The 14,059-nt window shown below is 60.0% G+C and carries 15 protein-coding genes; 1 reads left to right on the top strand and 14 read right to left on the bottom strand.

Going from position 1 to position 14,059, the window contains the following annotated elements:
* On the top strand, positions 1 to 604 hold a 604-nt coding region (locus I6F31_RS35055; RefSeq protein ID WP_225186939.1), incomplete at its 5' end, for a hypothetical protein.
* A gap of 37 nt (positions 605 to 641) precedes the next feature.
* Here the strand turns inward: I6F31_RS35055 and I6F31_RS35050 are convergent.
* The 14 genes from I6F31_RS35050 to I6F31_RS34985 form a co-directional block, all read right to left on the bottom strand.
* On the bottom strand, positions 642 to 1,178 hold the full coding sequence (locus I6F31_RS35050; protein WP_085969012.1) for a tetratricopeptide repeat protein: 537 nt from the start codon (positions 1,176 to 1,178) through the stop codon (positions 642 to 644).
* 82 nt (positions 1,179 to 1,260) lie between these two features.
* Complete coding sequence (locus I6F31_RS35045) at positions 1,261 to 1,665, bottom strand: hypothetical protein (RefSeq protein ID WP_036008116.1); 405 nt, start codon at positions 1,663 to 1,665, stop codon at positions 1,261 to 1,263.
* A gap of 14 nt (positions 1,666 to 1,679) precedes the next feature.
* The gene (locus I6F31_RS35040) at positions 1,680 to 3,335 is read right to left on the bottom strand and encodes a type II and III secretion system protein family protein (protein WP_225127706.1); all 1,656 of its coding nucleotides are present in this window, start codon (positions 3,333 to 3,335) and stop codon (positions 1,680 to 1,682) included.
* Positions 3,336 to 3,787: 452 nt separating this feature from the next.
* On the bottom strand, positions 3,788 to 4,204 hold the full coding sequence (locus tag I6F31_RS35035; RefSeq protein WP_225127708.1) for a TadE family protein: 417 nt from the start codon (positions 4,202 to 4,204) through the stop codon (positions 3,788 to 3,790).
* Positions 4,204 to 5,577, bottom strand: coding sequence for a pilus assembly protein TadG-related protein (locus I6F31_RS35030; protein ID WP_225148547.1), 1,374 nt, complete (start codon positions 5,575 to 5,577; stop codon positions 4,204 to 4,206). Before I6F31_RS35030 ends, I6F31_RS35035 begins: the two co-directional genes overlap by 1 nt.
* Positions 5,578 to 5,585: 8 nt before the next feature.
* Positions 5,586 to 6,080, bottom strand: a complete 495-nt coding sequence (locus tag I6F31_RS35025; RefSeq protein WP_225127712.1) for a hypothetical protein — start codon at positions 6,078 to 6,080, stop codon at positions 5,586 to 5,588.
* Positions 6,081 to 6,110: 30 nt separating this feature from the next.
* Positions 6,111 to 6,713: a methyltransferase gene (locus tag I6F31_RS35020; protein WP_225143698.1), complete on the bottom strand. Its 603-nt coding sequence runs from the start codon at positions 6,711 to 6,713 to the stop codon at positions 6,111 to 6,113.
* A 47-nt stretch (positions 6,714 to 6,760) separates the two neighbouring features.
* Positions 6,761 to 7,669, bottom strand: coding sequence for a type II secretion system F family protein (locus I6F31_RS35015; RefSeq protein ID WP_036008129.1), 909 nt, complete (start codon positions 7,667 to 7,669; stop codon positions 6,761 to 6,763).
* Complete coding sequence (locus tag I6F31_RS35010) at positions 7,666 to 8,598, bottom strand: type II secretion system F family protein (protein ID WP_192893117.1); 933 nt, start codon at positions 8,596 to 8,598, stop codon at positions 7,666 to 7,668. The genes I6F31_RS35015 and I6F31_RS35010 overlap by 4 nt, the downstream gene beginning before the upstream one ends.
* On the bottom strand, positions 8,595 to 9,977 hold the full coding sequence (locus I6F31_RS35005) for a CpaF family protein (RefSeq protein ID WP_036008135.1): 1,383 nt from the start codon (positions 9,975 to 9,977) through the stop codon (positions 8,595 to 8,597). The genes I6F31_RS35010 and I6F31_RS35005 overlap by 4 nt, the downstream gene beginning before the upstream one ends.
* Positions 9,974 to 11,176 (bottom strand): AAA family ATPase, encoded by a 1,203-nt coding sequence (locus tag I6F31_RS35000; protein ID WP_225148548.1) that lies wholly within the window; start codon positions 11,174 to 11,176, stop codon positions 9,974 to 9,976. Before I6F31_RS35000 ends, I6F31_RS35005 begins: the two co-directional genes overlap by 4 nt.
* Complete coding sequence (cpaB, locus tag I6F31_RS34995; protein ID WP_192893116.1) at positions 11,176 to 12,144, bottom strand: Flp pilus assembly protein CpaB; 969 nt, start codon at positions 12,142 to 12,144, stop codon at positions 11,176 to 11,178. The genes I6F31_RS35000 and cpaB overlap by 1 nt, the downstream gene beginning before the upstream one ends.
* A 1-nt stretch (position 12,145) precedes the next feature.
* Positions 12,146 to 12,652, bottom strand: a complete 507-nt coding sequence (locus I6F31_RS34990; RefSeq protein WP_225148549.1) for a prepilin peptidase — start codon at positions 12,650 to 12,652, stop codon at positions 12,146 to 12,148.
* A 104-nt stretch (positions 12,653 to 12,756) separates the two neighbouring features.
* A complete protein-coding gene (locus I6F31_RS34985) occupies positions 12,757 to 12,966 on the bottom strand; it encodes a hypothetical protein (protein ID WP_036008144.1) in 210 nt (69 codons plus the stop codon).
* Positions 12,967 to 14,059: the final 1,093 nt, after the last annotated feature.

Here is a 14,059-nt window from a genome sequence, read left to right as displayed (position 1 = left end):
GGCGGGGACCGGTGTAACGGGCTCTACCAATTGGATCGACCGAGCACGTCGCATCTGGCGGCGCCATCTCCAGCGCGATCAACTCCCCCGAACGACCAGGGGGTCGACGGGAAACTTCGAGCGCTGGTTGATCGCACTGCTGAGCGTCGGCTTCGTCGTGAGTTGCGTTTGCGCGATCATTGTCTTCATGCAGGTCAACGCGCGCAAATTGGAGATCGCAACACTGCAACGTGATATCATCGCACTCAAGCTGCGCGTAGCCAGGCTCGATCAGATCGCAAGCACGAACGAGATGCGCGAAAAGGCAAGCAGTGGAATACCCAAACCGCCGTCGGAGATCCAACGCGACCAGGCTCCGCTCATCCTGTCACGTGAAGAGATTCAGCTTGTCCGAGACTATATCAAGCCTGCACCAGTTGCTGGCCCCGCGACTGAGACGACAAAGGTCGGCGATCCCGTCGTGGGAGAAACCGTTCCCTTTTCCTCTCCGATCACGGACAAGGTGCGGAAGCTGCTCGGCGCGAGATTTACCGTTCGCAATGGCGTTGTTGTCATCGTCCGCAGCGGCAGCCGTCACGCTGATGCTGTAATTGGGCCCAATTGACGAGAACTGGCCGCGATCGCAGTAGTCGATCGCCCTCTTAAGGCTGGTTGTTCGGTGGTCTTTCAATGAACCGCCGGCTGCCATTGAGAAGCTCGAGGTTATTGGCGATAACCGGGTTGCCTGGATCGAGCGAATAGGCCTTCTCGAACTTTCGGCGCGCCGCACTCAGATTGCCGCGCAGCATGTACGAATATCCCTGGTCATTCAGGACCTGCACGGTTTCGCCGCCCAGCCGGATCGCTTGGGCATAGGCCTGATCGGCGAGATCAAAGCGACGTATCCGATCATAGCTCGCCGCGAGTCCAACCCAGGCCGTCACATCCTTCGGCGATTTCTCGACCGCATCCCTGAAGTAGCGATTGGCTAACCCATAGCTGCCGCGGTTGAAATGCTCCAAGCCCAGCCGTACCGGCTCGTCCGAGGGATAATATTTGACGTCCGTCGGCTCCTGCACGGGGTCCCCCCCAGGCGGCTCGACGGGAGCGACGACCGCAGCCTGCCTCAGCGTATGATCACACCCCGCAAGGCCGATCCCCAACCAGCAACAGGTCAGCATGAAGATGATACGTCGCATAACCCCTTGGTCCCCCGCACGTCGCAGCAACTTCACTGCGCCGTTCGCAAACAAAATCGCCAAAACCACGCACTAAAAATCGTTACCTGCCGCCTACGCCTACTCCACCAACCGGCACTGATACTCCAGCAGTCGATCCAGCCCCCAATCCTTCTATGTTGACGTTCTGGGTTGGGGCAGTCCGCACGCCCATTTGTTTCGTCGCATCGCCGATGTCGGGAAGCTGATCCACCGGCTGTTTCGTGTTGCCATAGCGAGTTACGGCGGCGCCCACGCGCCGGGCGTCGTACGTGATCCTGCGATCACCGACGTTTCGCGGCCATGGATGGATTGTGTGGGTGACCGCGTTGACCTCCTTGGCATTGCCGGCACTCATCGTGATGGTGTCTGAACGCTGGAAATAGCGGTCCACCTCGTCATGACCGGCCACCCCGTAACATCCCCCGAGCAGCAGCGGTGCGAACAGAGCCAGATACCTGATGGTCATCTCCCGCTTCCTTCTCAGTTAAGCGTTTTTACGACCGGCTGGTTCGCAACAGCCGGTGCCGGAATGGTCGCAGTGAGCTCGGGAGCGATGATGTGACCATAAGGTCCTTTAACGTCGCCGCCGGAGTTGACGTAGTCATTGTAACGCTTGCGGACTTCCATCTGGCCATTGAGGAAGAAGTCGACGTCGTTGGCCGGAAGGCGGGAGTCGAGCGGTGACGCCAATTGCTGACCGGGCGCGGCCGGTGCGACCAGGCGCGGCGTCACGATGATGACGAGATCGGTTTCCTCCTGCTGGTACGACTTGCTGCTGAACAAGGCTCCAAGCACGGGCACCGAACCGATCCAGGGCAATTGCGAAACGTCCTGACGGTTGCGGGTTTGCAGCAAGCCGGCGATCGCAAAGCTCTGGCCGTCCCGCAGCTCCACCGTGGTCCGTGCATCGCGGCGGGTCAACGCCGGAACTGTCGTCCCCTGAATCGTCACTGCATTGGCGAAATCAAGCTCGCTGACCGACGGCTCCACCCGAAGGTTGATGACCCCCCGCGAGAGCACGGTGGGGACAAAGGCCAGTTCGACACCGAACTTCTTGTAGTCGATGGTGATGGTCGGAAAGCCGGCTGCGGTCGTGTTCGGAATCGGCACTGGAAACTCACCACCGGCCAGGAAGCGCGCTGCATCTCCGGAAAGCGTGGTCAAGTTCGGCTCGGCCAACCTGCGAGCCAATCCTTTGGTTTCCAGCGCAGAGATCAACAAGTCCACCGAACCGCCATTGCTGGTTCGGACGATGCTGGTCAACAAGCTTCCGAACGGGATCGGAGCTATGCCGCCCGCTGTGCCAAGAAGCGTACCAGCTGTTCCGAGTAACGGCAGGCTGCCGGTTGGGGGGGCACCGACAGCGCCGCCGCCAACGCCCAGGGGGCTATTGGCGGTGTTGATACCACCAATCGGTCGCCGGCCCGCCGTAGTGCTCAAATTGCCACGTCCCGTATTCGCGACGTTGGTCCCGTTGGCATTCGCTGCGTACAGGTTCACACCGAGGTCGCGGCCGGCATCCCGGGTAACCTCGAGAAAACGCACCTCCAGCATCACCTGCTGCGGCGCCGCGACACTCATCGCGTTGACGACAGTGCCCCCCTTCGCGACTGTGCTGGTGGCGATCGCCATGGCCCGCTCGGCCGTAACCGCATCGGCGGCCGTTCCGCTGAGCACCACCTGGCCCTCGGAAGCCGAGACGCGGATCCCGTGCCCGCCAGTGCTGCTGCGGATATTCTGCTGGAGATTGCCGGTATCGATCACGACCTCGACGTCGAGGATGCCGATCTGCTTCATCGAGGAGTCGAGCAGGATGACGTTGGTGGTGCCGGTCTGCTTGCCCTGGACGTAGATCAGGTGATCGCTGAGCGACTTCACGTCCACAATGTCGGGCGAGCCGGCCACGATAGTTGCGAAAGCCGTATCGACCTTGAAGGTGCGTGACTTGTTGACCACCACCTTGACCCGCTGGACATCGTTCATTTCGCTGACGAAGACGCCGCCGCCGGAGGAGCCCCGCCGGTCTGCCGCCATCGCGCGGTCAGCGGACGCAAAGGAGGCGAGCGCCGCACCAAGACCCATCACGCTGAAGGCGAGAAGCTCCCTTATCTTACCTGAAATGCGATCGCCACCCATTCGAGTCCCCCAACTGCGATCCGCGGCTCCCCCGCAAATCTACGTGCTCGACATCCCCAATAGTTCCCCTCTGCGCACCACGCCGCAGAGCTTACAAGATGTCCGACTACAATTCGTTACTTCGCGTTTCCAAGATCATCGTCCTTGATGCTGCCTGCTTGCAAGAAGAGACGCTTACCGCACAGCCTCAAGTCGCAAAGAAAACTTTCCAATGTTGCGGGCGCGCATCATTTCTCTCTGCAGCTCCGTTCAGAACTGCTGCAGCACGACCACGTTTGCGCGAGATTCCGTCGTGGCTCACGATCGAACGGCGTCGGCTCGTCGTCTCCAAACGGCACTTGGCCAGGCTCAGATTGCTTTGGCGCAGTTCGATTCCGAGGGGTTTGTCCAGCTCGAGCGCCGACCCGAGGCGATGTCGCTCAAGATGGGTAAGGCACGTTGCCATATTTTGCCTAAAAGGGAATCTGCGTTGACGCGCTCGGCGCATTGAGTGCTGTGCCCCATATCGGCATCAGCATGGTGAAGCCGGCTTGAGAAGCGGTCACGGTCAAGTTGCTGCCGCTGGATGCCACGCCCAGCGTCGGCGTGAGACCGCCGCGATACAGGAACGGCGCGGCAGTCTGCTTTGCGGTCGTGGACATCGGATCGCCCGCGCAGCTTGACGGCGACTGAGGCGGGCTTTGAAGCAATGCAGGCGTGTAGCAGTTGATCATGACCGCTCGGGCCCCGGCGCTCGCGAGCGTCCGCAAGGACTGCATCGTGATCGCATAGCGTCCGAGATCGAAGATGGCGAAGATCAACATAAAAAGGGACACAAAGGCGAGGATGAACTCGAACGATGCGATGCCCCGCTGATCGAGCTTTCTCATCACTGCACCAAGCGGACAACTTGGGTGTAAGGGACGGTGACCGGATTACATCCATCCGTGCTCAGGAAGCCGCCACCGCCCATGGTGAGTGTCTGGGCGATCACTTGTGAACAGGTCGTATTGGTACTTTGTGTCGCTCCGTTCCAGGTCACGTCGACATGCGGGAAATACATCGCACCACCCAGCCTTACCGTACCGCCGGTGATGTTGACTTTATTACTGCTCTTGCTCGGCGCCTGATCATCAATCAGAACGCCGTTCAGATCGGAAGAGAAGGTGTTGGTGTAGGGAGCGGACAGCTCAACGCTGGCGCCGCCAGAGATGGAAATGCTCGAATCCCCGAGTAATACCAGAGTGACGCCTTCGCCCGTGCCTGCCGGTGGCCAGGGCCTACAGGCACTGCAAGTGATGGTTCCGCCATTGAATCTTATCGTGCCATTGTAGAAGAAGTACGTGCCCGGACTAAAATCTACCGCGTCCCCGGTCGTGCACGCTAGGTTGCGGTACAGGTTAGTGCTGCTCGGCGGGGTATTGGGCACCAACGTACCGCTGCATGCCAAGTCGTTTGGCCTCCCGCTCGAGGTCAAGCTGTTGAACGATTGGCTGTCCAATTTGCTGAGCGGATTGTTGGCGTACGGCATAAAGTAGTTGTACGTGACGCCGGGATTGGCGCAGGTGCTGGCTGGACTACAGCCGGTTACACCCAAGACGGCCCATCCCGAACCGGTGAAAGAGGCAGTGCTGGCAAACTGAACACTGGCATCCGACATTATCGGGCAACCCATGCCGTTGTTGCTGACGTTACCGGCAATCTTAAGCGCCCCTCCGCCGCCGTTCGGATCAGGTCCGAGCGCCAAGGCGCACACCTTGCTCGGCAGTTCGACCAGAGCGATGGCTTGGGCGGGGATGTTGACGGTCGTCAAACCCAGCACTGCCGACAAGTAGGCCGGCTGCTGCTGGCTGACCATGGCGCGAACGGCGTTACCGCCGCCTCCTGCGGGCGGCGTTGTGAACGCACCCGCACTGTAGCTGCCGATATCGATCTGCACGGCCCGCGAGATTCCTGCTGGAAGGCTTGTCGCACAGTTGGTGCCCGGATAGGCCGTGTCACCGGAGTTGCAGAACCCGTTCTGTGCCGCGAATTCCTTTGCTTGATAATCCACTGATGTATCGCAGAGCACACCAGCATTGTCGCATGCAAGTCGCAGGGCGCCCGAGTAGGCCGCTGCATCGGCGGCATTCTGCGCGTGCTGCCTGGTGACGTACCACGATCCCGCCTCGGCCCCGAGTGCGACCACGCCGATGAGCGGAATCAGCACGATGACTGTTGCGAATGCGGCCGAGCCTCGTCTGGAACGGAGCAGACTGCGCATGAGAACACCTACTGGAAACGTTCGGAGTAAGGCAGCGTGTACGTGCAACTGCTGGGGCACAGCACCGACGTCAACACAATCGGGGCCAAAGTGACGGTCGTCGAAAACGTAAAGTACTTGGGAGTCAAACCAAGGTTGCCGGAGTTGCAGGCTGTGCTTCCGCACATGACCTGGATGTTGCCGATGGTATGCCCGGCGACCGTTGTCTGCAGCGTCGACACCCAGGTCCCCGGGTTCGCCGGGTCGGGCGGAGTCTTGTATTGAATGTATTGTCCGAATGAGCGCAAGGCCGACCACGCAGAGATAAACCGGAAGCCCGCGGCAGCGACGTCGGCAAGCGGCATCAGCAGGAACGACACCATGAAAATGTAAACGATGACTGTCTCAAACGCGACGGCGCCGCGCTGATCGGCGACGAAGGACCCTTTACGATACGCGCGCCTGCCACCACGGGGACTTGCCACGTGCGATCGCGTCACCCGAGCCGCAGCGATCTGAACCATGTCCACCACAATCCGGCCACGCATAGCCGCTCACCAAACGTAAGGAATCACTCGCCAACGTGATGCTTCGTAACTCGAATACTCGGGGCAATTGCGCCGAAGCAGGTCTTCTTCGTAAAGGATTCGGCAGACCTGAATGCCTATATGCAGAACCAGGACCATCACCGTGACCGGTGTCAGGTATTGCAGCACGACGCCCAGCACCACGATTTCTTCGGCGACATAGAGCGGGTGCTTGATCCATCGATAGGGTCCGGTCTGGACCACCGAGCGCGCCTGCGGCACCAGGCTGAACGACCGACCCAGATGTCGGATGGTGACGAGCATCATGATCGTGCCGACCAGCACGCAAGCCGTCGATGCCAGGTTGGGCAGCGTGTCGTCGGTTTTGCCGAGGAAGCTGATCGACCACGGCAGATAGCTGCCGACGAAGGCAGCTATTCTTGGAAGCAGGCCATCGGCATGCGCCTTTGCCGGTGAGCGCGTCATGATCAACAGCGCCAGGAGCATGTAGAAGATGCCGAGGCAAAAGCTCGACAAGAGCGAGGGCCACGGATCGTGCAGCGACGCCCCAATCCTGACGGCGACGCAAAGAGCCAGCAACAAGAACCACAAGCTGCCAAGCAGCCGCATGATCCGGTCGTAAGATCCGCTCTTGGAGAGGGCAATTGTGCTCATGGCTACTTTCCGAAGCTGGCGAACGAACGCACGAGGTGAAGAACGGGACTTCCCCCCATGATGACGAACATGGCTGGGAGCAGGAACAGCACCATCGGAATGGTCAGCTTGGCGCCCAACTTGTGCGCCCTTTCTTCCAGCTTGGTGATGCGTTCCCGCCGCAGGTCGAGCGCGATACTGCGCAGCGCCTGGCCCAACGGCGTTCCGTACTGCAAGCTCTGGCTGATCATCGTGCCGAACCGGCGAAGACCATCCGAAGTGACCGCCAAATTCTCGAATGCTTCGACGCGGCTTGGCAGTATCCGGAGATCATCAAGGAGTCGGTGCAGCACCCAGGCCATGGCAGGATTGGTCGACTTCATTTCTTCGGCGACACGCCCCAGCCCGCTTTCCAGGCCCATTCCCGCCTCGCTGCACACGATCAGCAAATCGATCATATCCGGCGTGCCCAGCCGAATGGCAGCATCAAAGCGCCGCTTCATCACCGACAGAGCCAATCGCGGACCCAAGATTCCGATCACCACACCCATCAGCGTGAAGACCAGCACGTCGGCAGGTCTCCTTCCCGAAAGTTGCGCCAGAAGCAGCGCAATGACCGGCAGCGCGAACATGCTGACGATCTTGATGCCGATCCAGATCGGCAAGGTTCTATGATGATTGAATCCAGATGAGTGGAGGACCGTTCGTAGCTCCTCCAGATTCTCCTCGGCGTAGAAGCGCCGATAGCGCATGCCCAGCCACGAGAACCAACCGGTCAGGTCTTTGAAGGGGGCTGAACGGTAAGGGATACCCATCACGGCGTTTGAGACCCGCGTGTCCAATGCACGGACGTGTAGTTCGCGGATGATCAACATGAAGGCCGCCGTTCCAGCTACGACTGCGAGGGCCGCCAGCCCGAGACCAAAAGTCATAGTTCTGTTTCCCGCCTGACCATCCAACTTATCACCAGATGCCCGATGAGCACCGAGACTACCGCGTAAGCCAGAAGCTTGTTTCCGGTCGGGTCAGTGAACAGCAGATCGACGTTCTGCGGATTGGCCGCGTATAGCAATGCTCCGGCAATCAGGGGCGAGATCGTGAGTGCTCGCGAGGAAAAGATCACTTCTCCCGCCAGCGCCTTGGCGCGAGCAGCGAGCGCAACACGCTGACTCACCGTGTCGCCCAGCGTCTGCAAGGTCTCGGCCAAGCTGCCGCCGGACTTCAATTGAACCGCAAGTGTCACCGCAAACATCGCATACTCTGCCACTTGCGTTCGCCGATAGACGCCTTCGACGGCTTCCTCCGGAGGTCTTCCCAGATTCATTTCGCTGCACACGATTGCAAATTGTCCAGACGTCGGTTGCGGCATTTCGCGCGCGATGGTGCGAAATGCTTCGTGCACAGGCAGACCCGATCGAACCGTACTCGTCACCAGCTGAATGGCGTCAGGCAGCTGCCGGAAAAGTTGACTGGCGAACCGACGTTGCTGCCAGCCAAACAGACCTCGCACGACTACCACGGCGGCAACCGCAGCCGCGACAGACACGTAGAAAACGGAAAATCCCAGCAGGCGATTAGCGTAGAAGATCGCTGCTACGGCGATAGCGGCAGCAAGCAGCACATACGCCGGATGCCAGGCGTGAACCATCTCGGGCCTGTAATTGGCCAAACGGTGGAGAAGCAGATATCGGGAGCCGGTCTCCGCCCGGCGAATGGATGGCAGGCTGGCCGGATGGGAGGCCGGTAGAGCGACCGCCAGCCGGCGGTCCATGCGTCGCTCCCGGCCGTCGAGCCATAACGAGCCGACGGCTGCGCACATCGCGAGCACCAGAACAGCGACGATCACGGCCTCAGGTATCATATCTGCCTCACTGCCTCGGCCCAGGCGCGATCGAGCCCGAAATAGACGAGACGGCTCTTGAATTTCGGGACTGCAAGGGTGGCCCGGTAAGTGCCCGAGATCCGCCCATTGTCGTCCTCCTCCTGGTATTCGAATGTTGCGATGTCATTGGTGGTGATCACATCCGATTCCAGGCCCATCACCTCGCTGATCTGGATAATGCGACGTTGCCCATCGCGCATGCGTTCGACTTGCACGATGAGATCCAGTGCAGCGACGATCTGAGTTCGAATGGCTCGCGACGGCAGATTCACCTGCCCCATCTGCACCATGTTCTCGATGCGGGTCAGGGCGTCGCGAGCACTATTGGCATGGACCGTGGAGATCGAACCATCATGGCCGGTGTTCATCGCCTGCAGCATGTCAAACGCTTCGGCGCCGCGCACCTCGCCCACGACGATCCGGTCAGGACGCATGCGCAGCGCATTCCACAACAGATCGCGCTGTGTCACCTGCCCCGTGCCTTCAAGGCTGGGAGGCCGGGTCTCCAGGCTGATCACGTGCGGCTGCTGGAGCTGCAACTCCGCCGCATCCTCGATGGTGACGACGCGTTCGCTGTGATCGATGAACTGGCTCATGGCGTTGAGCAGCGTCGTCTTGCCGGACCCGGTGCCGCCGGAGACCAGGACATTGAGCCGACACCGGGCGGCAATCTCCAGCAATTGTCCGACGGCTGCGGTCATCGAGCCGTTTTCGATCAGTGCGGCGATATCCAGGCGGCGGCTCGGAAACTTTCTAATCGAGATGCAGGGGCTGTGGATCGCCAGCGGCGGGAAGATGATGTTGACGCGGCTGCCGTCGGACAAGCGGCAATCCACCATCGGACTGGATTCGTCGATGCGCCGTCCAACTTGCGCGGCAATTTTCTGGGCCACCGATGCGATGTGATCATTGTCGCGGAAGCGCACCGCGATCCGCTCCAGCTTGCCGGCTCGTTCGACATAAACGTTGCTCGGCCCGTTGATCATGATGTCGTTGATCGATTGATCGAGCAGAAGCGGACGCAGCGGCCCATAGCCGGTCATGTCGTCGGCAATCTCGTCCGCCAGTTGAAGCTGCTCGCGACCCGACAGTTCGAGCCGTTCCTCATTGGCGATGCCATGGATGATTTCCTCGATCTGGCGCCGAAGGACGTCACGCGAAACAGTTGCGGCCACCGATGGCTCAATCTGCTCAATGACGCGTTCGCGCAGCGAAGCTGGCATCACCGGCCGGTCAATCGAAGCCTCGTCGCGCCTTGAGGTTGATGCAGGCACGCTTGGCGTCGTTGCAGCCAAGCTCGGCGTCGATGCAGGCAAGCGAACCGGCGTTTCCTCGTCGCGCCTACCAAACTTTCTCATAGCCCCAGCAGCCTCCTCAGCCGTCCCTTCTGCTCGGCGCCAAGCCCCGTGATCTCCCGTACGATCGGCGCGAGATGGCGTCGCAGTGCAGATACGTGCTTCAGAGCGGGAATTCCGAGATTGACCGCCTGGGTCATGCCCTTCCCGAGATCGGGTACGACCATGTCAGGCTCTGTCCCCAACGCCTTGACGACCGCGGCCCTGGGAAGGCCGCCCGGGCGATTGGCACGGTTCAGCAAGGTGAAGACCCGATCCCTGCCGGCAATGTTGGTGACGGCGGTCCGTAGTGCGTGGGCATTGCGAAGTCCGGTCACCTCCGCCTCCAGCAGCACCAGCACGTGCCGGGAAAGAGAGATCACCGGATGGATGGATGACGGAAACGGGACCGGGACATCGACAACGATGTAGTTGAATCGTTGGCGGAGCAGGCCAAGGACGTGCCTCACGCCCGCTTCGGTGATGTCGAGCTGAGCGTCCAGTTCCTCATCGGCGGAAATCAGGCTGACTCGCTCGTTGACTGCGATTGCGGCGCGCTCGAGGAACAACGTGTCCGCCCGCATCGGGTTCTCCAGGGCGATGCGCAGGCCTGGTCCGGGCTGAACACCCAGCATCACGGCTGTTTCGCCGCCTTGAAGATGAAGATCGAGCAGCGCGACCTTGGCCTTGGTGGTCTCGGCCAGTTGCAGCGCGAGATTGATGGCGATGCTCGTTGCGCCGGCACCGCCCTGCGCACCGCAGATCGAGATCACATGGCCGCCTCGGTCGGTCGGCGCCGGCGCACGATCGCCAAGCAGCTTTGGGCGCAGCTGGTCCAGCACCATGTCCCGCGTGATCGGTCTCGGCAGGTACTCGGTCAAGCCGAGCTCCATAAGCGCGCGATAGAAGGTGATCTCCCTGCTTTCACCGATCAGAGCCACCCGGACATCGGGCGGACAGACGCCGGCCAGCCGCTCCAGTTCGGCAAATGGATCATCGATACCACTGATGTCCGTCACCAGGGCGAATAGTTCGGTGTCCGTTTCGAGCATCCGTATGGCATTGCGGATCGTGCCCCGCTTGATCGAAATATTGCTGCCTTCAAGGCCCTTGCGCAGAGCCGCGGCACTCAATTCGTCATTGACGAAGCAGACGATTCGATTGCGGGCGACAACAGACGTCGCTTCTTCAGGCGTGCTGAGGGCCGCTATGTTAACGCTCATCAACGTTTCTCCAGCAACTTGCCTGCCTGAACCACCATCGTCGCCCCGCGGCGGGACACTTCCGACCCGTCGCAGTTGATCGGAACGTCGCCATCGGCAGATTCCTGTTTCCTGACCGAGTATTGCTTTATCTGACCACCGGAATGAACAACGACCGCTGCAGTCCGGCCAGCAATCGCATTTTGGCGGGCGATTTCCGGCGACACATCGCAGCTGGACATGGCGCCAGTGTCCGCCGTATCCCACTGCTCGACTGCGGCCCGCACCGCCAGGGAAAGCGTTCCGAGCTGCCTTGCGACCGTGATCTTCTTGACCTGGTCCGGGGCAAGCTCCAACGACACAGTCTGCGCTTGCTTGCCGGCCACCGAGCCGGCTACCGAGCTTACGGTTCGGCCACCCTGCATGATTTCCTGGTCAATCGCGATGACTCGAACGTTTCCTAGAACGGTCTCGCTCAGGGCCCGGCGCGCGGGATCTGCCTTCTCGAACACCTGGGTCAACAAGACATCAACATGATCACCCGGCCTGATCAGCCCCGACACGCCAGACTCCTCGTCCACCTTGATGCTGATCGCACGGCTATCCGGTGCCAGGACGCTGGCCAGGAAGCCACGATCCCGAGGTCGCAATACGTCCTGCAAGGTGATGGGACTGCCAGCGTCGACGAATTTGCGGACCAGAGAGCCGGGAAGTCCGGCCTTCGAGTCCGGTGTTTCCAGGATCGCCCCTGCGGGAAGGCGTTCAGGCGACACCGAGCGCACGGCGAAATCTTCTTCGCGGGCCAATGTACCTTTCGACAGCGGACGTGCCGCGACAAAATACCCGACAGTCGAAGGAGGCGCCGGCCCTTGCGCCGTAACCGTTACCGGAACCTGTTTCGGCAGGTTCATGTTGTAGGCGATCAGCCCGAATGCGGTGGTTGCAAGCAAGAGCACCAGGATGATCGAGAGGCGCAACGTGGATGACATGTCAAAATCCTCTGCTCGAGATGGTCCAGATGCCACCGCACGCTATGGCCACCCCGTAAGGCAGGGGCGCGTGTCGCACGTGGCGCCAGCGCTCGATCGCGTAGACGCGCCGTGCGAGCGACGAACCGACCGGCGCCAATTTCGGATATGGCAGGACGCGCATCACCAGATGCACCAGGGCAAGAACGCCCCCGGCCAGCGCGGTTACCGCCAGCAACTCAATCAAGCCCGTCGGCGGCAGGCCAATGGCCAAAGCTACCAGTAACTTGACGTCGCCTCCGCCAATCCCGCCACGCTGGTAGAGCGCGAGCAGCAGCAGGAACAGGAGCGCCGCGGCGATGAGGGATTCGGCAAATTGCATTGGGCTGGCAAGCTGACGGGCGATCCCGAGCAGCGCCAGCAAGAGACAGACGTCATTTCGGATCGTGCGGGTCGCGACGTCGAGCGTTGCGACATACAGCAACAAGGAGATTTCCAGTATCGAGACGATGGAAGAAACCCAGCTCATGCATGCCTCAGGGTGGTGGGAAGGCACAGCAACAATAAGAATGGAGAGAAATAACATTCGGAGGGGGACACATTCCGATGCCCCCCTCTGGCCGGACGGCCGTATCAGACCGCCGCAGTAAAAGCGGTGGTGATCGCGGTGATCCCGCCTGTCAGCGCGGTTCCGATCGCACCGCCGGCACCAACGCCGAACACAGCTGACACTGCGCCGATGATGCAAACCGCGACGATGATGTACTCGAATGACACCACGCCGTCCTGGTCCGTCCGCAGACGCTTCAACGCTTCCTTGGTCTCGATGAAATGATGCAACATAGAGGAATCCCTTCTTTCAAGATGGATTTTTCAGACACCTTGGCAACTTCAGCGGCTGCGGATTTATCTCCGGCCCCGCCAGCGACAAACTATTCATTAAATACTTATTAGCGTCAACATTTAATATATAATTCCGATTTTAAATCGACGCACTGCGAAGCGAGCCGTCACAACAATCTCAGAATCGACAAAAGCGCCGTAAATCAAATACGATAGCCGAACCAACAATCGGATCCTGGGCAGAGCGCTGGCTGGAGTCGGTAAGCAATCACCGGATTATTACGGATGAGCAGCGCTATAATAAGATTAATAGGTAATCATGTGAGGGCGATATAATCGACCGGATGCTGCGCCCCTGGCCCGCGCACATGGAGCAAATTTCGCGACGTGCGAAGGCGCGACGCAGCACATCTGTCACGACGGGTGAGGTGATCCCTTAAAAAATTCCGATCGCACTGATCGCTGCCTGTAGCCGCATGATTCCCGTCAGTTGCACCGGTGTGCCGCAATCATAGAGGCTCCTGGACCCCACCTTGCGAGGCGGACCATCGCGGGATGGTGGTACGCTCTAGAGCGTAGCGCGCAGCCAGGACCCGTCATCATTGTTACGGGCTCGGTAGCCGGCGCATCTGCCCTGGGTGCGGAGAAAAGCAAAAAAACCGATTATTTTATTATCGTATATAATCATGATGACTCCATCACAAAATTAAAAAATATGTTGGGGAAAAGAAAACATGGGAGGTTGGAATGGAAGCTGCCCGCCGCTTTCGCGCAATGGCCTTGCTCTGCCGTCAGACTGCCGTACTCCAACCTGCGCGAAGCTGGAAATTGCTTGCAGAGGCAGAGTACTGGGAGCATCTGGCCGCCGCGGCCTTAGCTCATTGAGCTTCAGTCGGGCGTTCTTTGTCTTCCGTTTTCGTCGACTTCCTAGTTAAGTTCTTTTCTGAGGCATGTGATGAGTATGCGTCAAATTTCCTCTAGTGCTGTTCTGAGCGAACGGCACCAGGCGCTTCTGGAGGAGCTCAGAGAGGTGGAGAAACTTCGAAGTAAGCTCCGACATCTAGAAACAAAACCAATCGGCAGAAGGCGGCGT

Origin of the sequence: Bradyrhizobium sp. NBAIM01, from assembly GCF_020194115.1 — a bacterium.
Lineage (GTDB): Bacteria > Pseudomonadota > Alphaproteobacteria > Rhizobiales > Xanthobacteraceae > Bradyrhizobium > Bradyrhizobium yuanmingense.
Note: the sequence above shows the minus strand (reverse complement) of the source record. Positions and strands in the feature narration are given on the sequence as shown.

What these genes read in the sequence shown, in the direction of transcription:
- I6F31_RS35050 (WP_085969012.1), bottom strand. Translation starts at nt 1,178, where the DNA reads ATGCGACGTATCATCTTCATGCTGACCTGTTGCTGGTTGGGGATCGGC.
- I6F31_RS35045 (WP_036008116.1), bottom strand. Translation starts at nt 1,665, where the DNA reads ATGACCATCAGGTATCTGGCTCTGTTCGCACCGCTGCTGCTCGGGGGA.
- I6F31_RS35040 (WP_225127706.1), bottom strand. Translation starts at nt 3,335, where the DNA reads ATGGGTGGCGATCGCATTTCAGGTAAGATAAGGGAGCTTCTCGCCTTC.
- I6F31_RS35035 (WP_225127708.1), bottom strand. Translation starts at nt 4,204, where the DNA reads ATGAGAAAGCTCGATCAGCGGGGCATCGCATCGTTCGAGTTCATCCTC.
- I6F31_RS35030 (WP_225148547.1), bottom strand. Translation starts at nt 5,577, where the DNA reads ATGCGCAGTCTGCTCCGTTCCAGACGAGGCTCGGCCGCATTCGCAACA.
- I6F31_RS35025 (WP_225127712.1), bottom strand. Translation starts at nt 6,080, where the DNA reads ATGGTTCAGATCGCTGCGGCTCGGGTGACGCGATCGCACGTGGCAAGT.
- I6F31_RS35020 (WP_225143698.1), bottom strand. Translation starts at nt 6,713, where the DNA reads ATGCGGCTGCTTGGCAGCTTGTGGTTCTTGTTGCTGGCTCTTTGCGTC.
- I6F31_RS35015 (WP_036008129.1), bottom strand. Translation starts at nt 7,669, where the DNA reads ATGACTTTTGGTCTCGGGCTGGCGGCCCTCGCAGTCGTAGCTGGAACG.
- I6F31_RS35010 (WP_192893117.1), bottom strand. Translation starts at nt 8,598, where the DNA reads ATGATACCTGAGGCCGTGATCGTCGCTGTTCTGGTGCTCGCGATGTGC.
- I6F31_RS35005 (WP_036008135.1), bottom strand. Translation starts at nt 9,977, where the DNA reads ATGAGAAAGTTTGGTAGGCGCGACGAGGAAACGCCGGTTCGCTTGCCT.
- I6F31_RS35000 (WP_225148548.1), bottom strand. Translation starts at nt 11,176, where the DNA reads ATGAGCGTTAACATAGCGGCCCTCAGCACGCCTGAAGAAGCGACGTCT.
- cpaB (WP_192893116.1), bottom strand. Translation starts at nt 12,144, where the DNA reads ATGTCATCCACGTTGCGCCTCTCGATCATCCTGGTGCTCTTGCTTGCA.
- I6F31_RS34990 (WP_225148549.1), bottom strand. Translation starts at nt 12,652, where the DNA reads ATGAGCTGGGTTTCTTCCATCGTCTCGATACTGGAAATCTCCTTGTTG.
- I6F31_RS34985 (WP_036008144.1), bottom strand. Translation starts at nt 12,966, where the DNA reads ATGTTGCATCATTTCATCGAGACCAAGGAAGCGTTGAAGCGTCTGCGG.